Source organism: Flavobacterium sp., assembly GCF_044368625.1.
Lineage (GTDB): Bacteria > Bacteroidota > Bacteroidia > Flavobacteriales > Flavobacteriaceae > Flavobacterium.
Window position 1 is genome coordinate 1 of sequence record NZ_JBIPPD010000024.1, and the last position, 23,317, is coordinate 23,317.

At 34.3% G+C, this 23,317-nt stretch carries 28 protein-coding genes, 1 tRNA gene and 3 pseudogenes; 28 read left to right on the forward strand and 4 right to left on the reverse strand.

The window, feature by feature from the left end; genetic code table 11:
• The 6 genes and pseudogenes from ACIQ2X_RS03350 to ACIQ2X_RS03375 all read left to right on the forward strand — a co-directional run.
• A pseudogene (locus ACIQ2X_RS03350) lies at positions 1–657 on the forward strand (hypothetical protein); the annotation flags it as partial.
• Positions 658–684: 27 nt separating this feature from the next.
• Complete coding sequence (locus ACIQ2X_RS03355) at positions 685–2,076, forward strand: hypothetical protein (protein WP_396177469.1); 1,392 nt, start codon at positions 685–687, stop codon at positions 2,074–2,076.
• A gap of 84 nt (positions 2,077–2,160) precedes the next feature.
• Entirely contained in the window at positions 2,161–2,715 is a 555-nt protein-coding gene (locus ACIQ2X_RS03360; protein WP_396177470.1) for a hypothetical protein, read from the forward strand.
• Between the two features lie 119 nt (positions 2,716–2,834).
• Positions 2,835–3,164 (forward strand): T9SS type A sorting domain-containing protein, encoded by a 330-nt coding sequence (locus tag ACIQ2X_RS03365; protein ID WP_396177471.1) that lies wholly within the window; start codon positions 2,835–2,837, stop codon positions 3,162–3,164.
• A 103-nt stretch (positions 3,165–3,267) separates the two neighbouring features.
• A complete protein-coding gene (locus ACIQ2X_RS03370; RefSeq protein ID WP_396177472.1) occupies positions 3,268–4,119 on the forward strand; it encodes a T9SS type A sorting domain-containing protein in 852 nt (283 codons plus the stop codon).
• Between the two features lie 166 nt (positions 4,120–4,285).
• Positions 4,286–5,287, forward strand: a complete 1,002-nt coding sequence (locus ACIQ2X_RS03375) for an acyl transferase (RefSeq protein ID WP_396177473.1) — start codon at positions 4,286–4,288, stop codon at positions 5,285–5,287.
• 157 nt (positions 5,288–5,444) lie between these two features.
• On the opposite strand, the gene ACIQ2X_RS03380 is transcribed toward ACIQ2X_RS03375, so the two are convergent.
• A complete protein-coding gene (locus ACIQ2X_RS03380; RefSeq protein WP_396177474.1) occupies positions 5,445–5,888 on the reverse strand; it encodes a retropepsin-like aspartic protease in 444 nt (147 codons plus the stop codon).
• A 128-nt stretch (positions 5,889–6,016) separates the two neighbouring features.
• Between ACIQ2X_RS03380 and ACIQ2X_RS03385 the strand changes: the two genes are divergently transcribed.
• The 11 genes and pseudogenes from ACIQ2X_RS03385 (at position 6,017) to cydB (ending at position 16,074) form a co-directional block, all read left to right on the forward strand.
• Complete coding sequence (locus tag ACIQ2X_RS03385; RefSeq protein WP_396177475.1) at positions 6,017–6,784, forward strand: TatD family hydrolase; 768 nt, start codon at positions 6,017–6,019, stop codon at positions 6,782–6,784.
• A 65-nt stretch (positions 6,785–6,849) separates the two neighbouring features.
• The gene (locus tag ACIQ2X_RS03390; RefSeq protein ID WP_396177476.1) at positions 6,850–8,013 is read left to right on the forward strand and encodes a 1-acyl-sn-glycerol-3-phosphate acyltransferase; all 1,164 of its coding nucleotides are present in this window, start codon (positions 6,850–6,852) and stop codon (positions 8,011–8,013) included.
• A 243-nt stretch (positions 8,014–8,256) separates the two neighbouring features.
• On the forward strand, positions 8,257–9,285 hold the full coding sequence (locus ACIQ2X_RS03395) for an asparaginase (RefSeq protein WP_396177496.1): 1,029 nt from the start codon (positions 8,257–8,259) through the stop codon (positions 9,283–9,285).
• Between the two features lie 61 nt (positions 9,286–9,346).
• A tRNA-Ser gene (locus ACIQ2X_RS03400) sits at positions 9,347–9,433 on the forward strand.
• A 424-nt stretch (positions 9,434–9,857) separates the two neighbouring features.
• Positions 9,858–10,159 (forward strand): annotated as a pseudogene (locus tag ACIQ2X_RS03405) (tyrosine-type recombinase/integrase); the annotation flags it as partial.
• Between the two features lie 95 nt (positions 10,160–10,254).
• Positions 10,255–10,881 (forward strand): Crp/Fnr family transcriptional regulator, encoded by a 627-nt coding sequence (locus ACIQ2X_RS03410; protein WP_396177477.1) that lies wholly within the window; start codon positions 10,255–10,257, stop codon positions 10,879–10,881.
• A 73-nt stretch (positions 10,882–10,954) separates the two neighbouring features.
• Complete coding sequence (locus tag ACIQ2X_RS03415) at positions 10,955–11,758, forward strand: sulfite exporter TauE/SafE family protein (RefSeq protein ID WP_396177478.1); 804 nt, start codon at positions 10,955–10,957, stop codon at positions 11,756–11,758.
• A gap of 84 nt (positions 11,759–11,842) precedes the next feature.
• The gene (locus tag ACIQ2X_RS03420; protein WP_396177479.1) at positions 11,843–13,114 is read left to right on the forward strand and encodes an FAD/NAD(P)-binding oxidoreductase; all 1,272 of its coding nucleotides are present in this window, start codon (positions 11,843–11,845) and stop codon (positions 13,112–13,114) included.
• A gap of 245 nt (positions 13,115–13,359) precedes the next feature.
• The gene (locus tag ACIQ2X_RS03425; RefSeq protein ID WP_396177480.1) at positions 13,360–13,656 is read left to right on the forward strand and encodes a hypothetical protein; all 297 of its coding nucleotides are present in this window, start codon (positions 13,360–13,362) and stop codon (positions 13,654–13,656) included.
• A 6-nt stretch (positions 13,657–13,662) separates the two neighbouring features.
• Positions 13,663–15,015, forward strand: coding sequence for a cytochrome ubiquinol oxidase subunit I (locus ACIQ2X_RS03430; RefSeq protein WP_396177481.1), 1,353 nt, complete (start codon positions 13,663–13,665; stop codon positions 15,013–15,015).
• A gap of 21 nt (positions 15,016–15,036) precedes the next feature.
• Positions 15,037–16,074, forward strand: coding sequence for a cytochrome d ubiquinol oxidase subunit II (cydB, locus tag ACIQ2X_RS03435; RefSeq protein ID WP_396177482.1), 1,038 nt, complete (start codon positions 15,037–15,039; stop codon positions 16,072–16,074).
• A gap of 3 nt (positions 16,075–16,077) precedes the next feature.
• On the opposite strand, the gene ACIQ2X_RS03440 is transcribed toward cydB, so the two are convergent.
• Together ACIQ2X_RS03440 and ACIQ2X_RS03445 are read right to left on the reverse strand one after the other, a co-directional pair.
• Positions 16,078–16,530 carry a methyltransferase family protein gene (locus ACIQ2X_RS03440; RefSeq protein ID WP_396177483.1) on the reverse strand — a complete coding sequence of 151 codons (453 nt, stop codon included), beginning with the start codon at positions 16,528–16,530 and terminating at the stop codon, positions 16,078–16,080.
• 117 nt (positions 16,531–16,647) lie between these two features.
• Positions 16,648–17,625, reverse strand: a complete 978-nt coding sequence (locus tag ACIQ2X_RS03445) for a DUF3365 domain-containing protein (protein ID WP_396177484.1) — start codon at positions 17,623–17,625, stop codon at positions 16,648–16,650.
• A gap of 236 nt (positions 17,626–17,861) precedes the next feature.
• Here ACIQ2X_RS03445 and ACIQ2X_RS03450 point away from each other — a divergent pair, with 236 nt between their 5' ends.
• From ACIQ2X_RS03450 to ACIQ2X_RS03500, 11 genes are all read left to right on the forward strand, one after another.
• Positions 17,862–18,506, forward strand: coding sequence for a peroxiredoxin (locus ACIQ2X_RS03450; RefSeq protein ID WP_396177485.1), 645 nt, complete (start codon positions 17,862–17,864; stop codon positions 18,504–18,506).
• A gap of 125 nt (positions 18,507–18,631) precedes the next feature.
• Entirely contained in the window at positions 18,632–19,294 is a 663-nt protein-coding gene (locus ACIQ2X_RS03455) for a carbonic anhydrase (RefSeq protein WP_396177486.1), read from the forward strand.
• Between the two features lie 93 nt (positions 19,295–19,387).
• Positions 19,388–20,806: a rhodanese-like domain-containing protein gene (locus ACIQ2X_RS03460; protein ID WP_396177487.1), complete on the forward strand. Its 1,419-nt coding sequence runs from the start codon at positions 19,388–19,390 to the stop codon at positions 20,804–20,806.
• Positions 20,807–20,833: 27 nt separating this feature from the next.
• Positions 20,834–21,151: a rhodanese-like domain-containing protein gene (locus tag ACIQ2X_RS03465; protein WP_396177488.1), complete on the forward strand. Its 318-nt coding sequence runs from the start codon at positions 20,834–20,836 to the stop codon at positions 21,149–21,151.
• Between the two features lie 3 nt (positions 21,152–21,154).
• Complete coding sequence (locus ACIQ2X_RS03470) at positions 21,155–21,535, forward strand: rhodanese-like domain-containing protein (RefSeq protein WP_396177489.1); 381 nt, start codon at positions 21,155–21,157, stop codon at positions 21,533–21,535.
• Between the two features lie 86 nt (positions 21,536–21,621).
• Positions 21,622–21,888 (forward strand): DinB family protein, encoded by a 267-nt coding sequence (locus ACIQ2X_RS03475; protein WP_396177490.1) that lies wholly within the window; start codon positions 21,622–21,624, stop codon positions 21,886–21,888.
• Positions 21,889–21,893: 5 nt separating this feature from the next.
• Positions 21,894–22,076 (forward strand): hypothetical protein, encoded by a 183-nt coding sequence (locus tag ACIQ2X_RS03480; protein ID WP_396177491.1) that lies wholly within the window; start codon positions 21,894–21,896, stop codon positions 22,074–22,076.
• A gap of 19 nt (positions 22,077–22,095) precedes the next feature.
• Entirely contained in the window at positions 22,096–22,302 is a 207-nt protein-coding gene (locus ACIQ2X_RS03485) for a hypothetical protein (RefSeq protein ID WP_396177492.1), read from the forward strand.
• Positions 22,295–22,594, forward strand: coding sequence for a thioredoxin (gene trxA / locus ACIQ2X_RS03490; protein WP_396177493.1), 300 nt, complete (start codon positions 22,295–22,297; stop codon positions 22,592–22,594). The genes ACIQ2X_RS03485 and trxA overlap by 8 nt, the downstream gene beginning before the upstream one ends.
• A gap of 4 nt (positions 22,595–22,598) precedes the next feature.
• On the forward strand, positions 22,599–22,805 hold the full coding sequence (locus ACIQ2X_RS03495) for a DUF6132 family protein (protein WP_396177494.1): 207 nt from the start codon (positions 22,599–22,601) through the stop codon (positions 22,803–22,805).
• An 86-nt stretch (positions 22,806–22,891) separates the two neighbouring features.
• Positions 22,892–23,224, forward strand: a complete 333-nt coding sequence (locus ACIQ2X_RS03500; RefSeq protein WP_396177495.1) for a thioredoxin family protein — start codon at positions 22,892–22,894, stop codon at positions 23,222–23,224.
• On the opposite strand, the pseudogene ACIQ2X_RS03505 reads toward ACIQ2X_RS03500, so the two are convergent.
• Positions 23,211–23,317: pseudogene (locus ACIQ2X_RS03505) on the reverse strand (IS1595 family transposase); the annotation flags it as partial. The gene ACIQ2X_RS03500 and the pseudogene ACIQ2X_RS03505 overlap by 14 nt on opposite strands.

Consider the following 23,317-nt stretch of genomic DNA (forward strand, 5'->3'; position numbering starts at 1 on the left):
GATAATTTTGATTTGAGGTATGAATTTTACCCAAGTAAAGGCGAAACAGCTAGTTTAGGAGTATTTTACAAAAAGTTTGAAAACCCAATCGAATCTATACTTCCTGTTGTAAGTCAACAACGAAGAATGCGCTACAGTAACTCAGAATCTGCTTTCTTATACGGTGCTGAGCTTGAAGTTAGAAAATCATTTAAAAAAGAATTTAAAGTCGGTTTCTTTTCTGATTTAGCACTTAATTTAAATGCTTCTTACATCTTTTCCGAAGTGGATCTAGGTTCGGGAGCATTGGCTCAAGATCAAACAAGAGCCCTACAAGGTCAATCACCTTATGTTGTGAATGTTGCTTTAGGATACGAAAACAAGGATAATGGGTGGAACGGTAATATTATTTTCAATCGTTTTGGAGATAGAATTTATGCTGTAGGTGGCGACATCTTCCCAACCATATTTGAACTAGCACGTAACCAATTGGATTTCACGATTGCAAAATCTTTTGAGAAAGTGACCTACAAAATAGGAATTTCTAACATTTTAGATGATAAATTTCAATTCTTCCAAGATTCAAACATTGATAACAAAATTAACAACAATGACGATCCGGTATTTGTACATAAAACCGGTGCCCTTTTCAACTTTAACGTAACTTATAAATTTTAACATAAATAACACTTAACTATTTTTATTATGAAAATTACTAAATTCTTAATGGCAAGCTTTTTGCTTTCAGCGGTTACATTTGTAGGCTGTAGTGATGATGACACTAACACGCCCGTTGTTCCTATCGACTCGGTTGTAGTTCTAGAAGGAAATCTTGAAACCACAACTTTAACTAAAGACAAAAAATACCTAATTAAAGGTCAAGCTTTTGTTAGAAATGGAAAAGTTTTAACAATCCAACCAGGAACAATTATCAAAGGCGATAAAGGAACTAAAGGAACATTAATCATCGACAGAGGCGGGAAAATCGAAGCGGTTGGTACAGAAGCTGAACCAATTGTGATGACATCTAATCTACCTGCTGGAAACAGAGATAGAGGAGATTGGGGTGGATTGGTTATTTTAGGTAACGCACCTGTTAACCAAACTAATCCTGAAATTGAAGGAATTACTCCTGCTGCAGTATACGGTGGAACTGATGCTGCAGATGATTCTGGAGCATTAAAATATGTTCGTGTTGAATATGCTGGTATTGAATTAACCCCAAATAACGAAACAAACTCAATCACTCTTGGAGCGGTAGGAAGTGGAACGGAATTAGAATATTGCCAAGTTTCTTTTGGTGGCGATGATGGCTTTGAATGGTTTGGTGGAACTGTAAACGGAAAATACTTAATTTCATTTGCTTCTTGGGATGATAGTTTTGACGTTGATTTTGGTTACTCAGGAAAAAACCAATTTGGAGTTGAAGTAAGATATGCAAGTTTTGCTGACCAATCAGGTTCAAACTCTTTCGAAACAGATAACGGTCCAAATGACAACGTAACTACATTATTAACCGCCGGTCTATTTTCAAACTTTACTTGTGTTGGTCCAAAAGCAACTAATGCTCAGTCAATCAATGCAAATTACCAACATTCATTAGATTTAAGAAGAAGAACGGCTTTAACTATTGCAAATTCAGTATTCATTGGTTACCCAAGAGGTTTAAGAATGAACCAACAATCAGTTTATGATAATTATGTTGCTGGAACTGGAAAATTGTTAAATAATATTTTGGTTATTCAACCTGCATCTTCAAGCATTATTCCTTTTGCTGTTGGATCAGGAATGACTGTTAATGCTACTGATGTTCAAACTTGGTTTAATGCTACAAACACCACTATCACAGGGGCTATTGAAGATCAATTTGCTGTATTGGGTCTAAATGCCAATGTTGCTTTTGGAAGTAATGTTGCTACTGCTTATCCTGCTAACCCATCTTTTGCAGTAACGGCAGGTTCTTTAGCTACAGGAGCTTCATTTACAGATGCTAAATTAAATACTTGGTTTACACCAACTACTTACAGAGGTGCTTTTGGAGCAACAGATTGGACCGACGTTTGGGCTAATTTTACACCAAACAATAGTGCTTACTAAAATAAAATAAATTTTATAAAGAGCTTAACACCACAAATGTTAGGCTCTTTGTATTTTTGATACATACACAATTACCAAAACTTCATGAAAAATTATTTGTTTTTAAGCTTCCTCTTTATACTCTTCTCTTGTCAAAAAGAAAAAATCAATTCAAATCCAGACAACACTTTATCAAAAAAACAACAAGAAGATTTTAAATTATCAATTGTAAGGTATTTTGAGAAATTGCCCAAAAAAGATGCTACTCACGAGACCAAATTTGACACTACCCACAATTCCTATTATGTGAAAAAAGCAAAAAGTAGTGATTTGTTACATTTATATATCGATGCCGACTCCACGTACTATTTTGCAGTTGCTAAAATTGCACCAAGCTTGAAAGTAAAAAAAGTTGCAACGATAGGAAAATTAAAAAAAGACAAATCAGGTGCCATTATTTCGTATGAAGAAGCCGTAAGAACTTGGAAAATGGAAGAACAAGAATTAAAAGAGAAAACAAATTTATTGTTCGAAAAATATGTAAATCAAGAAGATTTGTCACCGTACTATACCGCAAATAGTGATGGCGAATTTTATATCGAATTTCCAGATCAAAACACCTTTTATAACACAGAAACTCGACGTTGGGAAACCAAGTAAATAGAATTAAAAACAAAAACATCACAAACACCCGCCCTCTCGGCGGGTATTTTTTTTGGTACAGTATTTGAAATTGTTAATAAAAATTTGATACTTTTGTACTACCAACTCGAAATCACATGATACAAAAATACTTATACCTCATCATACTCACCTTTTTTGTAGCTTTCAGCGGAAACGCCCAAGAGCCCAAAAGCAGTTCTTCCCAAACAATTGAGAACCTTAACTTCTACCCAAACCCCGTAACTAACGGTAAAATATACATCACTTCGAAAAATACAACTTCGAAAGAAATCAGTATTTATGACGTTTTAGGCAAACTCGTGTTGCAAACAACCTTAAACGTAAACAGCAAAGAAGTAAATGTGGGAACCTTAAATTCGGGCGTTTACATCATTAAAATCAAAGAAGGCGACGCTACCGCTACTCGTAAACTGATTGTCAAATAGTTGAAAATATACAATTGTTATAATTTAATACTAATTTTACATTCAACGTTTAAATTCAAACAAATAACTTCTTATCTTTGCCTGATAAATAAATAATCAAACTATGAAAAAAATTTACACTTTATTATTTACAGCTGTTTTAGCGTTTTCTGCTACAGCTCAAACTACTATTTCACAATGGAACTTTGATGGGGCTACACCCGCTGAGGCTATGTTACCAACAGTAGGTAGTGGCACATTTATTACTATTGGAGGTGTTGAAGACAACCTAACTAGTGGAGTTATGCCTGCTGGAAATCCTTCTACAGGTAAAGGATATAGCATTAAGACCTTTCCAGAACAAAGTGTTGCGTCTGGAACTGCTGGATTTCAGTTTAGTGTTAGTACTGTAGGTTACACGGGCATTGGTGTCACATTTGATCCAAGATCTTCAAACACAGGTTCAAAGTGGCAACAATTTGAATATTCTGTAGATGGTTCAAATTGGATTGTTTTAAGTAATAATGGTGGATTACTTGCAAATGACTTTTTAAATCCAGTTTCCCTTACATTACCAGCAACTGCAAACAACAATTTAAATTTTAAATTTAGAGTAGTTTCTATTTTTGCACCTACAACATCAAATTATGCTGCAGTAGGTACAACATCAACATACGGACCTACAGGTGCATGGAGAATTGATAACTTTACAGTTACTGGTTCTACATTAGGAGTTAACCAAAATCAAATCCAAGGTTTAAAAGTTTACCCAAACCCAGTAACAAACGGAACGTTCTACATCAACACCAATGCTGATGCTACAAAAGAAGTAGTGGTTTATGATGTATTGGGGAAACAAGTGGTTAAAACAACTACAACAAACGCAGTTAACGTTTCTAACTTAAAAGGTGGTGTTTACATCGTGAAAATCACTGAAGAAGGAAAAACAGCTACAAGAAAATTAGTTATCAAGTAATTACCTACATTTTCATGCTGTCCCGAAGGGTCGGGATGTTTCAGCATCTCAGTAAATATAATAAATCCTGAAACAAGTTCAGGATGACAAGGAAGCTCCAATTCACGTTGGGGCTTTTTTTATGTTCAAAATTCAGCGTTTAATTTGTATTTTTGCAAGAAAAAATTTGATCACAGCTTCCGACATTTTCAACATTTCCTCCGCCAAACAATTTGAAAAAATGGCACTCAAAGTGTTTCGTTTTCAATACGACAACAATGCCGTGTACCGAGCGTTTTGTGAATTCTTAAAACAAGACAAGCAGTCGGTAAAATCGCTACAACAAATACCATTTTTGCCGATTCAATTTTTCAAAAGTCATGAAGTGGTTTCTAATAACGACCCTTCGGAAACCATTTTTACAAGTTCAGCAACCACAGGTTCAGCAACCAGCAAGCATTTTGTTACAGATTTGTCTTTATACGAACAAAGCTACCGCCAAGCATTTTCACAGTTTTACGGAAACATTGAAGATTATACAGTCTTGGCACTTCTTCCCTCCTATTTAGAACGTCAAGGTTCGTCGCTGATTTATATGGTGGAAGATTTAATCAAATTATCTAATAATCCCAACAGCGGTTTTTATTTACACAACAACGCCGAACTTTTAGAAAAAATAAAAAGTTTAGCAACCGAAGGTCAAAACATTATCCTCATTGGAGTAACTTATGCTTTGTTGGATTTAATAGAATATGCACAATCTGCTTTGATCCCACTTCAAGAGTTCGGAAGTTCTCTTATTATCATGGAAACCGGAGGTATGAAAGGCCGTAGAAAAGAAATGATTCGGGAAGAATTGCACACAATTTTGACCAATGGATTTGGTGTCAAAGCCATTCACTCCGAATACGGCATGACCGAATTACTCTCGCAGGCTTATTCGCTTGGCGAAGGCATTTTCGAATGTCCCAATTGGATGCAAATGCTCGTTCGCGATACCGAAGATCCGCTGACGTATATTGCCAACGGTAAAACGGGCGGCATCAACGTGATTGATTTGGCCAACCTCAACTCGTGTTCGTTTATTGCCACTCAGGATTTAGGGAAAAAATACGACAATGGTTCTTTTGAGGTTTTAGGTCGGTTTGACAATTCGGATATCCGTGGCTGTAATTTGATGGTGCTTTAAAGATTTACTAACTTGCTTTAAAAAGCCTGATCAAAACCGCAAAATTGCCTTTCACTTGTCAGGGTTTACAGCTAATTAATGGTGCTTATCTAAGCTATTTTGCAGGTAAGAAATCTAACAAAACCCACAAAATAAAACTTAGCACCTAAAACCAATACTACATCTTCTTCAAGTACAAATAATTACCCGCATAATCAATGATGGCATCTCCATCGAGCAAAACATCCGCTCCAATAATACCGTGAACCGCCTTGGTTTTGTGTTGCCTCAAGGCTTCATTTACGTGTGATAAATCAAAAATTACGAGTTTAAAGTCGGTACATTTCCAGGTTCCTATTTTCAAATGATTATCGGCTGCAACTTGCGTAAGCATTCCCGTCGCGCCTGCTCCAGCCGCTTTGGTTTTGGATTTTGTTGCCTCCAATTTAAAAAAATCAATGCTTTCAAATCCCACACAACTGTTAGAAGCGCCTGTGTCTAGAATAAAAACACCTTTAACACCATTGATGGAAGCTTTTATGGTAAGATGTTGGGTTTTAGAAACTTTGAATTTTATTTTTTTATAATTTTCTTTTTTCAGTAAATGCTGTAATTTTTTCATAAACAGATTTTATATGCGAAGGTAAAGTTATACTAAAAGTTATGCAAAAACCATTTAATTAAACAAAACTTAGGATGTATAACCGACATAAAAATTTAAAGTTTGTATCTTTGCCGTTTTGCAAAAACATGACAATAACCGATACCCATTCGCATTTGTACAGCGACGAATTTTCAAGTGATCAAGACGCCATGATGCAACGCGCTTTTGCTGCGGGAGTACAACGCATTTTTGTTCCCGCAATCGACTCGACGTATGCCGACAAAATGTATGCAATAGAAGCCAAATATCCCGACAACGTGTTTTTAATGATGGGTTTGCATCCCACACATGTTACTGAAAATGTGGAACAAGAACTCGCCTTTGTGGAAGCAGAATTGGCGCGACGAACGTTTTATGCCGTAGGCGAAATTGGGATTGACTTATTTTGGGACAAAACCTTTTTGGAACAACAAAAATATGCCTTTCAACGGCAAATTCAATTGGCTAAAAAATACAAGTTACCCATAAATATTCATTGTCGAGACGCTTTCGACGAAGTGTTTGAAGTATTGAAAGCAGAAAAAGCGCCGGAATTATTTGGTATTTTCCATTGCTTTACAGGAACGTACGAACAAGCTTTGGAAGCCATTTCCTACAATATGAAATTAGGTATTGGCGGCGTGGTGACTTTTAAAAACGGGAAAGTGGATCAATTTATCAATCAAATTGACCTCTCACACATTGTACTAGAAACCGACGCTCCCTATTTGGCACCCGTACCGTACCGCAGGAAGCGAAATGAAAGCAGTTATGTGGTTAATGTTGTAAATAAATTAGCCGAATTGTATGACACCTCAACCGAACATATTGCTGCAATAACCACCCAAAATTCAAAAGCCGTTTTTGGCATTTAAAAGAGAAAAAATCACAAAAGACAATAAAAAATTGTTCTTTTGTTCTATTAATTAAAAAGATAAAAATGCAGAGATTTGACGCTATTCGTCCGTTTTATGATGCTGAAATTAACGCAGCACTCTTAAAAGTTATCGATCATCCGATGATGAAAGCATTGATGAATTTTGCTTTCCCAGGCGTGCCCGATGAAATTTGGAAAGAACAACTTTCAAAAACCCATTCCACTCGGGACTTTCAGAGCAACTTTATCTATCAGGCATTGATGCAGGTCTTGAAAAAATCATCCGACGGAATGACCACTTCTGGATTTGACACCTTAGAACCCAACACATCGTACCTTTTTATATCCAATCACCGGGATATCCTTTTGGACACTTCGCTCTTAAACGCATGTCTTTTTGAAAATGGATTGGTCATGACGGCGTCAGCTATTGGAGACAATTTGGTCAAAAAAGCATTTTTGTCCACGCTCGCGAAACTCAACAGAAACTTTCTGGTTCAGCGTGGCTTGTCGCCAAGAGAAATGCTGCAAAGTTCCAAACTTTTGTCGGAATACATTGGTCATTTACTTTTGCGCGAAAATCGTTCGGTTTGGATTGCGCAACGCGAAGGACGGACCAAAGACGGCAACGACGCCACCCATCAAGGGGTTTTAAAAATGCTGGGAATGGGCTCGGACGAACCCGAACTTATGGATTATTTCAAAAAAATAAAGATTGTTCCTGTTTCTATATCCTACGAATACGACCCTACCGACGCGCTGAAAATGCCGCAATTGATGGCAGAAGCCAATAAAGAGGTGTACATCAAAGATAAAAACGAAGATTTTATGACCTTGATGAGCGGCATTATGGGACAAAAAAAACACATTCACATTCACGTCGGAAAAGTGTTGCACGAAGAACTGGATTTAATCAAAGGTGCGTTTGACAACAGCAACAAACAAATTCAAGCTTTGGCACAAACCATCGACGATTCGATTTTGCAATCCTACAAACTTTGGCCTACAAATTATATCGCTTACGATATTTTGTATCAAACAGAGCGCTACAAACACTTGTATACCGAAAACGAAAAGTCGCTGTTTGAACGCCGATTGGAAATGCGAATTGACGAAAATAGCAGCATTCAGCGAGCCGGTTTTTTAGCCATGTACGCCAATCCCGTTGTGAATAAATTGAAGTATGAAATCGCCATCAACAATACGTCTAACCAAGCAATTGAATAATCATCGAATACCGATGAAAACTATAATATTGTGAGTAAACACCACTAAATAAAAGCGATACCATATAGGAGCGCTAAAAAATCACTTTTACCTATATGAAATGAGCATAACGGGAAAGCGGTGCAAACCCAAATAAAGATATGCAATCCGAGTCCCGATAATTATCGGGACAAATAGGCGAAGCAATTACTCCCGATAGCTATCGGGAGACCGATAAAAAGCAATAAATACCTACATATGAAAATGTCCTCTAAAGCCAAAATCCTACTAATTTATACCGGTGGAACCATCGGTATGATGAAAGATTTTGAAACGGGAGCCTTGAAAGCTTTTAATTTCAGTAAATTATTGCAACGCATTCCCGAATTACGGCAACTCGATTGCGAAATTGAAACCGTTTCTTTTGAAAATCCAATTGACTCCTCGAACATCAATCCAGAGATGTGGGACAAAATGGCAACGATAATCGAGGAACATTATAGCGTTTATGATGGATTTGTGGTACTTCACGGTTCGGATACCATGTCGTATTCGGCATCGGCATTGAGTTTTATGTTAGAAAATTTGGCCAAACCCGTCATTTTTACGGGATCGCAATTACCCATCGGTGATTTACGAACCGATGCCAAAGAAAATTTAATTACTGCCATTCAAATTGCTTCGTTACAAGAAAAAAACAAACCGGTGATTCAGGAAGTCTGCTTGTATTTTGAGTACAAACTCTACCGTGGCAACCGAACAACCAAAATCAATGCCGAACATTTTAATGCTTTTGCTTCGCCTAATTTTCCTGCATTAGCAGAATCTGGTGTGCATTTAAAAGTCGAGCAAAACTTGTTTTTTCAAAAGAAATCACGAAAGAAATTAGTAGTCCATAAAAATCTCGATACGAATGTTTTTGTGCTTAAACTTTTTCCGGGAATCAATGAAGCAGCATTGCAATCAATCATTCAGATTCCAAATTTAAAAGGAATCGTTGTGGAAACCTATGGCGCAGGAAATGCTCCAACCGACGAATGGTTTATACGTGCTTTAGAAATGGCTGTTGCCAATGGATTGCAGGTGGTTAACGTGACGCAGTGTTCCGGAGGGAGCGTCAATATGGGTCAATATGAAACCAGTACCGCGTTAAAAAAATTGGGACTCATTTCTGGAAAAGACATCACCACCGAAGCCGCCATTACCAAACTAATGTACATGTTGTCGCAAAATGTTGCAGCAAGTAGTTTTAAAACCATTTTTGAAACATCGTTACGTGGCGAATTAACTTAAAAAAAGTAGCGTATAAATTTCGTTAACTCCTTTTTTTTTGTGTTATTTGCAACCCAAACAAAGAGAGGTGTCCGAGTGGCTGAAGGAGCAAGCCTGGAAAGCTTGTATGTGGGCAACTGCATCGTGGGTTCGAATCCCATCCTCTCTGCAAAAAAAAATGCTTCCTGAAAGGGAAGCATTTTTTATTTGTGAAAAAGCCCCATCCGGGAACAATGAAATTAATCCCATCGGCTCTGCGATAAGCAACTTAAATTGAATTAAAACCCTTAAAACCGTATGCTTTTAAGGGTTTTTCTATTAATCTCTATTCAAATTTTTCATAGATATCTGAACCAAAAGGGACAAAATCGGTTACCGTAAAAAATCCAAATTCTGGGTAACCGATTTTTATTTCGGACTAGTATTCACACGGCTTTACAGCCAATTCAATAACCAGTTTAAAAACTGTACATCTTGTGAGTTAGTCCTATTGAAGTTAAATTTAATAACAACTAAAACGGTCACCACGATAAAAGCAAGAGTATCAATCCTCTTTTATGCTAAGAAAGCAAAAGCAGCCACAATGCGTACACGACAATAAACGTATGCCTATTCTAACTAATCAAAGAATGAATTACTATTTAAAAGAAATTGCAACAGTTTGTGGTATTAACAAAGAACTAACCTTTCACATGCAAGACATACATTTGCAACTACTGTAACACTCTCAAATGGAGTTCCAATTGAAAGTGTAAGTAAAATGCTGGGGCATAAAAATATTCAAACTACTCAACATTATGCTAAAGTATTAGATAGAAAAGTTAGTGATGATATGAAGATTTTATGGCTTAAATTTACAAGTAGTGAAAATGAAGAAAATGCAAACAATGGTTAATTATTTCAGTTGATTATTTTTGAAACATGAAATTTGACTAGTTTTGTTTCGAATTGGATAAACTAAATTATTCTATTTAGTGTAAATCGCATAAAATGAACCTAAACCTTAAAAAACTATTCCCATCGTTTTCAAATGCACTTATAGATGATATAAATGCAAATGCTATAGATCAATCATTTGTTGCAGGCGATGTCATAATGCGAACAGGTCAATATATTAAAAATACTGTTTTGGTTTTAAGTGGTAGCATCAAGATTTATCGTGAAGACGATGATGGCGGTGAATTTTTTATGTACTATTTGCAACCTGGTCAAGCTTGTGCAATTTCGATGATTTGTGCTACAAAAAATGAGCAAAGCCAAATTATGGCAAAAGTCGTTGAAGATGTAGAATTAGTTATGGTGCCTTTACCTCTTATGGATAAATGGATGATGCAACACCGTAGTTGGTATGAGTTTGTGATTGATACTTATAGAAGTCGTTTTGAAGAGGTTTTAGAAGTAGTTAATAGTATTGCGTTTAGAGCAATGGATGAACGTTTAGAGTTTTATTTAAAGCGTCACAAAGAAGCTTGCGGTTGTATAGATTTAAAGTTATCGCATCAAGAAATTGCTACCGAATTAAACACATCAAGAGAAGTAATTTCTCGATTACTCAAAAAATTAGAACAGCGTGGTGCGCTAAAATTGCACCGAAATCACATTGAACTTTTAAAATAAAGTACCTATGTGATAAAAGTTACAAATTGTGAAATTTAAACTGCCAATATTTGCAGTATAAAATTTTACAATTATGGAATATATAGGTTATTTTGCATCAATACTTATTGGTGTCGCATTAGGGCTAATTGGCGGTGGTGGCTCAATTTTAACTGTACCAGTTTTAGTTTATTTGTTTGCTATCGAGCCTGTTGTAGCAACTTCTTACTCATTATTTATTGTTGGTTTAACTAGCGGTGTTGGTTCTGTTGGTTATTTCAAAAAAGGTTTGGTCAACATAAAAACAGCGATAGTTTTTGGTATTCCATCAATCATTGCAGTTTTTACAACTCGTGCTTTAATTGTTCCTGCAATACCAAAAGAAGTTTTTACCATAGCTGAATTTGTTGTTACCAAAAGTATTTTAATGATGCTCCTTTTTGCAGTTTTAATGATTGCAGCTTCTTACAGCATGATTAAAAAAGACAAGAAAACTGCTAATGAAAATAAAGATGAAGAACAAAAATTCAATTATCCATTAATTCTTATTGAAGGTGTAGTAGTCGGAATACTTACAGGGTTAGTGGGTGCTGGTGGCGGATTTTTAATCATTCCTGCATTAGTTATCTTGAGTAAATTACCAATGAAAGAAGCGGTTGGAACATCATTAGTTATCATTGCTGCCAAATCATTGATTGGTTTTTTCGGAGAAGGAGAAGCAACTGCAATCAATTGGCAATTTCTAATTACAATTTCTGCATTTGCGATTATCGGCATATTTATCGGAACGGCTTTATCCAAAAAAATAGATGGTGAAAAATTAAAACCAGCTTTTGGTTGGTTTGTTTTGGTAATGGGTATTTATATTATAACCAAAGAGTTGTTTTTTCCTAATTAAAATAGTTGTGTGATAAAAGGCACAAGCCATTCAATTATAAATCAATATTATTGAATGTTTTAAATCATAAATAACATACAAAAAATGGCAAATCATTATCAAATACTTTTTATCGGCGGAGGAAATGCAGGACTTTCTGTAGCTTCGCAATTACTTCGCAAAAGAAGTAATCTTAAAATAGCAATTGTAGATCCTTCCGAAAAACATTATTATCAACCAGCTTGGACACTTGTTGGTGCGGGAATTTTCGATGTAAACAAAACAGTTCGTAATGAAAAAGACTTCATTCCAAAAAATACAACTTGGATAAAAGAAGCCGTTTCAGAATTTGAACCAACAGCTAACAAAGTAAAATGCGTTTCGGGCACAGAAATTACTTATGACTATCTGATAGTATGTCCTGGAATTCAACTTGATTGGAACAAAATTAAAGGTCTAAAAGAAACATTAGGTAAAAACAACGTAAGTAGTAATTACGACTTTAATTCTGCGCCATATACTTGGGAAATGATTAAAAATTTCAAAGGCGGAACTGCTGTTTTCACAAACCCATCAACACCAATAAAATGTGGTGGCGCACCTCATAAAATAATGTATCTTGCTGTTGATTATTGGCGTAAAAATGGAATTCTTGACAAATGTGATATACATTATGTGTCAGGAGCTACTGTTATTTTTGGTGTGCCAGAATATAAAGCTACATTAGAAAAAGTTTTACTAAACGGAAACATTAAAGTACATTATAGCGCCAACACCATTGCAATTGATGGAAACAACAAAACAATAGAATTTGAAACTAAAAATACAGAATTTGTAAAACAAAGTCTTGCAAAATCTGCTGCTGGATGTTATAGTATTACTGAAGGTAGCGATGCCGATTCAGTAAGTCGAGTGACTATGAATTTTGATTTATGCCATTCAGTTCCACCGCAATCTGCTCCTGATTTTATTAAGAATAGTCCTTTGAGAGACCAAGCAAATGCGCTAGGTTATGTGGAAATTGATAAAAACACAATGCAACATTCTCGTTTTCCAAATGTTTTCGCTTTAGGAGATTGCACGAATGCACCTTGTAGTAAAACAGGCGCAGCAATTCGTAAACAAGCACCAGTTGTTGTGACCAATTTATTAGAAGTAATGGATAAAAAAGCATTAACGGCAACATATGATGGTTACAGTGCATGTCCTATTCCTACTCAATATGGTAAATTAATGTTGGCCGAATTTGATTACAGCAACAAACCAAAAATGACTTTCCCTTTCGACCAAGCAAAACCACGTTGGACAATGTGGTTATTAAAAACCAAAGTTTTACCTTGGTTGTACTGGAACAAAATACTAAAAGGAACTGCTTAAAAATTAATCCCATAGTTTTTTAGTTTGTTAATCCCTTTCAAGTAAAATTGAGAGGGATTTTTTATTAAAAAAAAATCAGTTAAGTAACTTATATCACAAATCAAATTTTACACTTTACCTAAATTTGTTCAAAATTAAAAACTATGTTATTATTCTTAAAAAATCTCTTATCATTCAAATGTCCTCGATGTCATAAAGGCGAACTATTTATAAACAAATGGTATAATTTTTCAAACGGTAATAAGATGGTTGAACGATGTGCAGTTTGTAGTCAAAGAACCGAACTAGAACCTGGGTTTTATCACGGTACAGGATATGTAAGTTATGCCTTGACAGTTGGTTTTTCTATTGTTACATTTGTCATTTGGGAACTAGCAACAGGTTATACTTTTAAAAATAAAGAATTGTTTTGGTGGTTACCTATTAATGCTGGAGTCATAATACTAATGCAACCTTGGTTAATGCGTTTGTCAAGAATAATTTGGCTAACTGCTTTTTTTAATGGTGATGATGAATACCATCAAAATAATACTAAAATTTAAATAATTATGGACGTAGAAATTCTTGCTCGAATTCAGTTTGCTTTTACAATAGCTTTTCATTACATCTATCCACCATTAAGCATTGGTATTGGATTAATTATGGTCATTATGGAAAGTCTTTACCTAAAAACAGGTAAAAAAGAATATGAAATTTTAACTCGCTTTTGGATTAAAATATTTGCACTCACTTTTGGTATTGGCGTAGCAACTGGTATCATAATGGAATTTGAATTTGGTACTAATTGGGCAGTTTATTCTCGATATGTTGGCGACATTTTTGGAAGTGCATTAGCAGCTGAAGGTTTGTTTGCTTTTGGTTTAGAAAGTGCTTTTTTAGGTGTACTCCTTTTTGGATGGCACAGAGTAAAACCTTGGGTTCATTTGGTTTCAACCATTGGCGTATTTTTGGGATCAATGTTTTCGGCAGTTTGGATAGTGGTGGCTAATTCATGGCAACAAACACCAGCTGGTTATCATATCGTTGGTGAAGGATTAAACGCTCGTGCAGAAGTAACCGATTTCTGGGCAATGGTTTTCAATCCGTCTAGTATGGATAGATTAGTGCATACTTGGCAAGGTTCTTTTTTAGCTGGAGCATTTTTGGTTTTAAGTGTTCACGCCTACTATTTACGTAAAGGACGTTATACCGAAATATCTAAAAAAGCATTTAAAATTGCTTTAGTTGTAGCGACCGTTTTTTCATTATCTCAATTAGTATCTGGACACAGTTCTGCCGATGGTGTAGCGGTAAATCAACCTGCGAAATTAGCAGCAATGGAAGGTCATTTTGAAAAATCAGCTCCTGCCGATTTGTACCTTTTAGGCTGGGTTGACAAAGAAAAACAAGAAGTAACAGGTATTGGTATTCCTGGTGGATTATCGTTTTTAGTGCACCAAGATTTCAAAGCGCCTATTACTGGTTTGAATAGTTTTCCGGTAGAAGATAGACCTAGTCAAATTAATGCTGTATTTCAATTTTATCACATTATGATTGCTATTGGCATGATGCTTATTGGATTAACATTGTACGCAAGCTTTTTATGGTGGCGAGGAAAATTATTCGAAACTAAATGGTTGTTGTGGATATTTTCATTTTCAGTAATCTTACCTCAGATTGCCAATCAGGTTGGTTGGTTTGCTGCCGAAATGGGCAGACAACCTTGGGTAGTTTATGGTCATTTAAGAACTAGCGAAGCTTTTTCACAAGAGGTTTCGGCTAATCAAATTGTATTTTCGTTAATTATGTTTACAGTAGTTTACGCTCTTTTATTAGTCTTATTTATTTATATGGTCAATAAAAAAATAAAACACGGACCTTATGACGAACTCAATGAGCCAGTTAATTTTCAATCATTCTAAAAATCTTAAAAAGCAATAATTATGGAATATTTTTTAGGAATTGATTATCCAACGTTGTGGTATTTAGTGATCGGACTTTTATTTTCTGGCTATGCTATTCTCGAAGGTTTTGATTTTGGTGCTGGTGCTTGGCATTTGTTTTTTCAAAAAGATTTAAGTCGTAGAATTGCTATAAATGCAATTGCTCCTGTTTGGGATGCTAATCAAGTATGGTTAGTTATTGGCGGTGGTGCATTGTTTGCTGGTTTTCCAGTTATGTATGCAACAATGCTGTCGGCAATGTACGTGCCTTTTATGCTGTTTTTGATGTTCAATGTACTTCGGGCAGCTGCGATAAAATTCCGTAGTGCCGAAGAAATGTTGTGGTGGAGAAAAACTTGGGATATTGTATACAGTGTTTCCAGCATTATGATTGCATTTTTATTGGGAGTTGTTCTTGGAAACATTCTACAGGGTTTTCCATTAGGAGAAAATCACAGCTACAAAGGCGGTGTATTTTTCTCTTTTTTAAATCCGTATGCAATAATGACGGGCTTAACCACTTTGGCTTTATTTATGACGCAAGGAGCAATTTATTTGTTATTAAAAACCGAAGGACGATTACACGCTAGATTGACTTTTTTACTTCGAAGAGCCATGATATTTTTCATCATCACATTCGGATTAATGACGCTATATACTTTAGTTTTTATTCCAGAAGTAACTGCTAATTTTAGAGCACATCCAGTATATTTTATAGTACCTTTTTTATCATTTTTAGCCGTTGCAAATGTACCCAGATTGGTGTCAAAAAAGAGATACATGTTAGCCTTAGTATTTTCATCCATAACGATGATGTTCCTATTAATGCTCGTTGCAATTCAATTATATCCAACATTATTAATTTCTACAATTGATCCGAAATATAGTGTAACCATCTACAACGCTGCATCATCTCAAAAATCATTAGGAATTATGCTAACTATTGTTGTAATTGGTACACCATTGCTTACCGGTTACTTCCTATTTTTATACAAGACATTTAATGGTAAAGTAAAATTAGACGATACCAGTTATTAGGATTTAAAATAATCTCACAAAGAACTTCCCTGTTTTACGTTTATAAGCAACGTAGTCAGGGAATTTTTTTAGTAATTGTTGTTCCTCATAATTTGATTTAATATGAAAAAGAAGCATCAACAATCCTGTAATAAACAATTTATAAATAGAATTTTGATAAACACTATATCCCAACAACATAAAAATTATTCCACTATAAATAGGATGTCGAACCCATTTATACAATCCGTGTTGAATTAAAACAGCACTGTTCCTTGGAGTTGGAAAAGGCGATAAATTTTTATTTAATTGTAATAGTGCAAGTAGTAAAATTAAAGTTCCTATACCTGAAATAAAAAGTCCACCTTTTAATATAATAAAAGAAAACCCCAAAGAACCATCTACTGCCAATGCATAAAATACAAAAAGCAGCAATTGAATACTAACCAATAATATGTCTTTGAGGTTTATTTCCATTGCATTTATATTACAAAATATAATCCGTGTTTATAAAATTAGATTGTTTACTATTGAGTAATTCTTGTAAAATTTCATTTTGTAGTATCCATCGCTAATTTGTTTAAGTAAATAATCTTAGTTCTTTTTTTTAACAAATGTTACACTCCAAATACCTCTTACTTGGTTTTCAGAATAACCAACAGCTAAATCTTTTGGATATAATTTCAAAATCTGTTTTTGAACATCTGGTTTTAGTTGCGTTCCATGGCATTGCAAACACATGGTATTGGTTTCAATGGGATAATAAAATTGTATTTTATTTCCTTTTTCTAAAATAATAGGTTTTATTTCTTTTTTGGCAGCTAATTCTTTTTTAAATTGAGCAATATATTTCAATTCTTCAGTATTTGCTTTGTTATTTGGATTTCTGTTTTTGTCAGAAACTCTTTTTATTATAGCATTATGCTTGGTTGCCATGCTATCTGTTAGCGGCATTGCTTTTATGTTACAAAACTCTAATGCTGCCAAAGTACCTTTCTTCTGTATAGCACCCATAAGGTTTTTACCTAATACTTTTTTGGTTGAAAGTGCATATTCTAAACCAATTTCATCTATGGTTTTGGGTTTACTATTTTCTGCAAATTTCTTTCCAGATTGAATCCAGTTTTCATTTCCATGACCTTCCCAATGTGCTTTAAACCATTTCGGTTCTTCTATTTGATAATCAAACATGAAATCGGCAATTTTTTCAATACTACCCACTGGAAATACTTGTTTTGGCATCACTCCATGTCTTTTTACTGCACCATACATCAAAGCTTTATCTTCGGTTGGATTTTCTACAAATGATTTTACAGCTACTATAAATTCCTCTTTATTATAACCTTCATTATCAATATATCTTGCTTTTATAGCAACCAAAGGTGGTGCAATTCGTCCTTCTCCTTCGGGAGCATTTGGACTATGACAAACATAGCAATGGGTTTCCATTAATTTTTTACCCTCTTGATGGTCATTAACAACAACTTCTTTTTCAGGAGTTTTGTAATCTTCTTTTTTGTGATTACAACCAATTAGTAGTAATGGTACAGCAAATAATAGTATTACTTTCATATAAATCTTTTTAGAATGGTAAACCTATTTATAAATAAACAGAAATAGTGTAACTTTTATCACACACGTTATAATTTTGAGAATAATATAAGATTTATGAATATATAAATAGTAAAAAACTATGATTATAAAAAATGTGATATTTTTTTTCTATACATTGTGATAAATATCACAAACCAATACATTTCTCTAACCTAAATTTGCTGTAGTAAAATAAAAATCTAAATAATATAACAATGGAAGAGAAAATCTTTTCAATGCCAAGAATTGGCGATATGGCTCCAGATTTTGAAGCTGTAACTACTACTGGAAAATTAAAGTTTTCAGAGTACAACAAAGGAAGTTGGGTAGTGTTTTTTTCACATCCTGCCGATTTTACTCCGGTATGCACCACAGAAATGAGTGGTTTTGCTAACGAAAAAGAGTTCTTTGCAAAGCACAACACTAAATTAATGGGTTTGAGTATTGACAGTATTCACGCTCATATTGCTTGGGTAAATGCGGTTCACGAAAAAACAGGCGTTTTATTTGAATTCCCAATTGTAGCCGATATTTCTATGGAAGTTTCTAAATTATACGGAATGTTACAGCCAGGAGAAAGTGAAACCGCAGCAGTTAGAGCAGTTTTCATTATGGATCCAGAAGGAAAAGTACGTTTAATTATGTACTACCCATTAAATGTAGGCAGAAATATGGCAGAAATAAAAAGAGCTTTGTTAGCACTTCAAGCTTCTGATGAACACAAAGTAGCAATGCCATTAGACTGGCAACCTGGTGATAAAGTAATTGTTCCAGCTCCAAAAACGGTTGAAGCTTTAGCAGAAAGAAAAAGTAGTAATTTAGAAATGGTGGATTGGTATTTAGCAAAAAAAACTATTTAATTTCAACCTACTATTAACTAAAAGAGATTGTTTCACAAAGACAATCTCTTTTTTTTTGCTATGTGATAAAAGTTACAAATTTTCCAAAATTCATACTATATTTTTGATAAATAGTTAAAAGTAAAATGAGAAAAACATTCCTAGCAGCAACAGTTATACTAACTCTAATAAGTTGCAAGAAAGAAGAAGCACCAATTTCAATTGAAGCAAATCAAACACCTATAGAAAAATTAATAGCAGGTAATCAACGTTTTTTAGAGGAAAAAACCATTCATCCACATCAAAATAAAAAATCTGTTTTAGAAAATCAAAATGGGCAACATCCTTTTGCTGTAATTGTTACTTGTTCTGATAGTCGTGTTGCGCCCGAAATACTATTTGACCAAGGTATAGGCGACCTATTTGTAATTAGAAATGCCGGAAATTTAATTTCGGATATCGATATGGGAAGTATTGAATACGCAGTGGAACATCTTGATGCAAAATTAATTGTGGTTTTAGGTCATACCGAATGTGGTGCTATTAAAGCTTATGTTAGTGATAAAAACAACGACTACAAAAAACACCACAATCACATTGACGATATAGTAGAAACAATTGCTCAAGAAAAGGAAGAAATTGAAGAAGAAAAATTACACTCAAAAGATAAAAACCTATTGGGTTGCATCAATGCAAATATTGAGCATTCTTATAAAACTATTGCAAACAATCCAATCATAATAAAACATGAAACCCAAATTTTATCAATGCGTTACGATGTTCATACAGGGAAAATAGTTAAGCTTTAACAAAAAAATAGTTATGTGACATTAGTTACAATTTTTGAAAATTACATCATATACATTTGCTGTATAATTAATAATAATAAAATAATATAGAATATGAAAATAGAACAAATTTACACAGGATGTTTAGCACAAGGAGCTTACTATCTAACATCAAATGGCGAAGCTGCAATCATTGATCCACTTCGTGAAACACAACCCTATATGGATCGATTAGAAAAAGATGGTGTTACACTAAAATACATTTTTGAAACGCATTTTCACGCCGATTTCGTTTCGGGTCATTTAGATTTAAGCAAAAAAACTGGAGCATCAATTGTGTATGGTCCAAATGCTAAACCTGACTTCGAATTCATTTCTGCCAAAGACAATCAAGTTTTTGAAATTGGAAACATAAAAATAAAAGTGTTGCACACTCCAGGTCATACAATGGAAAGTACCACTTATTTATTAATTGATGCTGATGGTAATGACCACGCCATTTTTTCAGGAGACACCTTATTTTTAGGTGATGTTGGTCGTCCAGATTTGGCACAAAAAGCAGCTCACATGACACAGGAGCAATTGGCTGGATTGTTATTCCATTCTTTGAGAGATAAAATTATGACCTTGGCTGATAATGTAATTGTTTATCCAGCGCATGGTGCAGGTTCGGCTTGCGGAAAAAATATGAGTAAAGAAACTGTAGGTACCATTGGAGATCAAAAAGCAACCAATTATGCTTTACGTGCTAACATGACTGAAGCAGAATTTGTTACTGAAGTAACCGATGGTTTATTACCGCCACCAGCCTATTTCGGAATGAATGTAGCCATGAACAAAAGCGGAATTGAAAGTTTTGAAACCGTTTTCAATCAAGGTATGAAAGCTATCAATGCAACCGAATTTGAAGTAGTTGCCGAAGAAACTGGGGCTTTAATTTTAGATACTCGTAGCAACGGTGATTTTGCCAAAGGATATGTACCACAATCAATAAATATTGGTATCAATGGCGATTTTGCTCCTTGGGTCGGTGCATTAATTGGCGATGTAAAACAACCAATTTTATTAGTAACCGATTTAGGAATGGAAGAAGAAACCGTAACGCGCTTAACTCGTGTAGGTTTTGATAACATAATTGGACATTTAAAATATGGTTTTCAAGCATGGAAAGAAGCAGGTTACGATACAGATACAATTAACAGAATTACTGCCGAAGAGTTCGAAAAAGAAGTGAAAATTGGCGAAAGCAAAATCATTGATGTTCGTAAAGAAAGTGAGTACGAAGCAGAACACGTTGAAGAAGCATACAGTCGACCTTTAGCAGCTATAAACGAATGGGTAAAAGACATCAATCCCGAAGAACATTTCTTTATGCACTGTGCAGGAGGTTATCGCTCTATGATGGCAGCATCAATATTACAAGCTCGTGGGTACAGAAACTTTAGTGAAGTTGAGGGTGGTTTCAATGCCATTGCAAAAACTACGGTTCCTAAAACCAATTTTGTGTGTCAAAGTAAAGTGTTAAAAGCATAATAAATCAACAGTTTAAAAAAAATAAGTATGGGAATTTTTGGACGTATGTTTGGTGGTAGTAGTACCAATGAGAATTTAGCAACTTTGGTTAATGAAGGAGCATTTTTAGTAGATGTTCGTTCTCCTGGAGAATTTGCCGACGGTAATGTAAAAGGTTCTGTGAATATACCTTTAGATCAAGTACAAAATCAATTGGCAAAATTTAAAGAGAAAGAAAACATTGTCGTTTTTTGTCGAAGTGGAAACAGAAGCAGTCAAGCCAAATCAATTTTAGAACAAAATGGGTTTACTAATGTTACCAATGGTGGAACTTGGCAAGATGTGAACGCTGTATTTAATAAATAACGGATGCGAAACTTATTAAAAATTGGTTTTTTGTTTTTATTCATCGTTTTTTCGAGTAGCACAATTAGTGCGCAAAACACAAAAGCAACAATAAAAAAGCCGACAACTCAAAAGGTAAAATCAATTACAAAAAAGGAAATTTTTTATGTAGATGTTAGAACACCGGCAGAGTTTGCTCAAGGTTCTGTAAAAGGAGCAGTAAACATTCCTTTAGACCAAATTGAAAAGCAATTAGCAAAATTCAAAGGCAAAAAAAATATTGTGGTCTTTTGCCGAAGCGGAAGTCGTAGTAGTAAAGCAAAAGCTATTTTAGAACAAAATGGCATTATAAATGTTACTAATGGTGGCAGTTGGGAAGATGTTATCGCAAAAATGAAAAAGTAAATCTCAAATAACACGAGAAAATAGTTCGGTTTAAAACAGATTGATGCCTGTTGAGAATTGGACTATTTTTATTAAAATGATAAACGATGCAAACAACTTTCAAAATTTGGGAAACCAACCGAAAATTACATTTAGCGTTTTTAGAAAAATATACATTAGAACAACTCAATAAAATACCGGAAGGATTTAAAAATAATTTAATTTGGAATATTGGTCATATCATTACAACCCAACAAGGTTTAATTTATCGATTGTCGGGTTTGCCTGTAATGATTTCAAAAGAATTTCATAACAAATACAAATATGGTTCAGTCCAACACAAACCACAACACAAGAAGAAGTTGACGAAATAAAAGAGTTGTTAATTTCATTAATTCAACAAACCAAAAACGATTATACTAATGGGAAATTTGTTTCATTTACACCGTACGAAACCCATATTGGTTTCCATTTGGCTACATTTGAAGAAGCAATAAATTTCAATAATTATCACGAAGGAATTCATCTAGGGTTTATGATGAATATTAGAAAATTTGTTTAATAACTATATGTATAAATCGATGCTAAAAACAATTTTTACAAACTGGAACTTTATGCGAGCAATTCGATTAATTCTCGGAGTTTTTATTATAATTCAATCTTTTCAATCACAACAATATCTAATGATGATTCCAGGTGTTATTTTTGCAGCAATGGCTATATTTAGCGTAGGTTGTTGTGGTGATAATGGTTGTGAAATTCCACTAAAAAAACAAGAAAATGAGTAATTTTAATGACATTATAAATTCTGAAAAACCAGTATTAGTAGATTTTTTTGCTACTTGGTGTGGTCCATGTCAAATGCTTTTGCCTGTTCTAAACCAAGTGAAGGACAGTCTTCAAGATCGTATCACTATTATTAAAATAGATGTGGACAAAAACCAAGAATTGGCACAAAAACAACAAGTTCGTGGTGTTCCTACAATGATGCTTTTTCAAAATGGCATACAACTGTGGCGACAATCTGGAGTGCTGACCAAAGAAGAAATTATTAAAATCATTCTAGAAAAAACCAATTAAATTTATGAGTATAAAAGTAATAATCATAACCGTATTGGGTATGATAGTTGGCGCAGTATGTGGTTATGCCTATTATCATTTTATTGGTTGTGCATCCGGAACCTGCGCTATAACTTCAAAACCTTTAAATAGTACACTATATGGTGCTGTTTTAGGTGGATTGTTATTCAATAGTATCTCAGATTATTTTATAAAGAAGAATAAAACTTAGGTAGTACGATTTAAAAACTATGTAATGTTTGGTGCATATTTTGTCCGCTAATTGCCACCAACCCATTTAATAATCTTATATTAATTATGAGTGAAAAAGAATTTTACAAAATAATAAATACCGAAAATCCTGTTTTAGTAAGCATCACTTCACGTTATTGTGATCCGTGTTTTTTACAAAAAATGGTTATTGAAAAAGTCAAAAAAAATATTGGCAAAAGAATATTTATTATTTCCATCGATGCAGATGATTTTCCAGATTTAGCAGCAGAACACAACGCACGAGATAAACCAGCACTGCTACTATTTATAAATGGGGAACTTATTTGGAAACAAAAAGATATTCTTTCAACTGAGCAAATAATTGAAATTATTTTAGAAAAAACTTATGCATATCCGTTTTTAATCATACTCCTGTAATACTTGCTATCACTAGTCTATCGAAGATTTTCTCACCAAAATATCTGCGATTTAGCTTATAAACAAACTCGTTCAGATACAGTTGTAAGTTTT

Bases quoted from the DNA above. Each gene is read 5' to 3' on its own strand.
- ACIQ2X_RS03485 (WP_396177492.1), top strand. From the start codon at position 22,096: ATGCTAAAAACAATTTTTACAAACTGGAACTTTATGCGAGCAATTCGA.
- ACIQ2X_RS03365 (WP_396177471.1), top strand. From the start codon at position 2,835: ATGATACAAAAATACTTATACCTCATCATACTCACCTTTTTTGTAGCT.
- ACIQ2X_RS03440 (WP_396177483.1), bottom strand. From the start codon at position 16,530: ATGGAAATAAACCTCAAAGACATATTATTGGTTAGTATTCAATTGCTG.
- ACIQ2X_RS03370 (WP_396177472.1), top strand. From the start codon at position 3,268: ATGAAAAAAATTTACACTTTATTATTTACAGCTGTTTTAGCGTTTTCT.
- ACIQ2X_RS03385 (WP_396177475.1), top strand. From the start codon at position 6,017: ATGACAATAACCGATACCCATTCGCATTTGTACAGCGACGAATTTTCA.
- trxA (WP_396177493.1), top strand. From the start codon at position 22,295: ATGAGTAATTTTAATGACATTATAAATTCTGAAAAACCAGTATTAGTA.
- ACIQ2X_RS03355 (WP_396177469.1), top strand. From the start codon at position 685: ATGAAAATTACTAAATTCTTAATGGCAAGCTTTTTGCTTTCAGCGGTT.
- ACIQ2X_RS03450 (WP_396177485.1), top strand. From the start codon at position 17,862: ATGGAAGAGAAAATCTTTTCAATGCCAAGAATTGGCGATATGGCTCCA.
- ACIQ2X_RS03395 (WP_396177496.1), top strand. From the start codon at position 8,257: ATGTCCTCTAAAGCCAAAATCCTACTAATTTATACCGGTGGAACCATC.
- ACIQ2X_RS03475 (WP_396177490.1), top strand. From the start codon at position 21,622: ATGCAAACAACTTTCAAAATTTGGGAAACCAACCGAAAATTACATTTA.
- ACIQ2X_RS03410 (WP_396177477.1), top strand. From the start codon at position 10,255: ATGAACCTAAACCTTAAAAAACTATTCCCATCGTTTTCAAATGCACTT.
- ACIQ2X_RS03460 (WP_396177487.1), top strand. From the start codon at position 19,388: ATGAAAATAGAACAAATTTACACAGGATGTTTAGCACAAGGAGCTTAC.
- ACIQ2X_RS03430 (WP_396177481.1), top strand. From the start codon at position 13,663: ATGGACGTAGAAATTCTTGCTCGAATTCAGTTTGCTTTTACAATAGCT.
- ACIQ2X_RS03360 (WP_396177470.1), top strand. From the start codon at position 2,161: ATGAAAAATTATTTGTTTTTAAGCTTCCTCTTTATACTCTTCTCTTGT.
- ACIQ2X_RS03415 (WP_396177478.1), top strand. From the start codon at position 10,955: ATGGAATATATAGGTTATTTTGCATCAATACTTATTGGTGTCGCATTA.
- cydB (WP_396177482.1), top strand. From the start codon at position 15,037: ATGGAATATTTTTTAGGAATTGATTATCCAACGTTGTGGTATTTAGTG.
- ACIQ2X_RS03455 (WP_396177486.1), top strand. From the start codon at position 18,632: ATGAGAAAAACATTCCTAGCAGCAACAGTTATACTAACTCTAATAAGT.
- ACIQ2X_RS03420 (WP_396177479.1), top strand. From the start codon at position 11,843: ATGGCAAATCATTATCAAATACTTTTTATCGGCGGAGGAAATGCAGGA.
- ACIQ2X_RS03470 (WP_396177489.1), top strand. From the start codon at position 21,155: ATGCGAAACTTATTAAAAATTGGTTTTTTGTTTTTATTCATCGTTTTT.
- ACIQ2X_RS03495 (WP_396177494.1), top strand. From the start codon at position 22,599: ATGAGTATAAAAGTAATAATCATAACCGTATTGGGTATGATAGTTGGC.
- ACIQ2X_RS03445 (WP_396177484.1), bottom strand. From the start codon at position 17,625: ATGAAAGTAATACTATTATTTGCTGTACCATTACTACTAATTGGTTGT.
- ACIQ2X_RS03465 (WP_396177488.1), top strand. From the start codon at position 20,834: ATGGGAATTTTTGGACGTATGTTTGGTGGTAGTAGTACCAATGAGAAT.
- ACIQ2X_RS03380 (WP_396177474.1), bottom strand. From the start codon at position 5,888: ATGAAAAAATTACAGCATTTACTGAAAAAAGAAAATTATAAAAAAATA.
- ACIQ2X_RS03390 (WP_396177476.1), top strand. From the start codon at position 6,850: ATGCAGAGATTTGACGCTATTCGTCCGTTTTATGATGCTGAAATTAAC.
- ACIQ2X_RS03425 (WP_396177480.1), top strand. From the start codon at position 13,360: ATGGTTGAACGATGTGCAGTTTGTAGTCAAAGAACCGAACTAGAACCT.
- ACIQ2X_RS03500 (WP_396177495.1), top strand. From the start codon at position 22,892: ATGAGTGAAAAAGAATTTTACAAAATAATAAATACCGAAAATCCTGTT.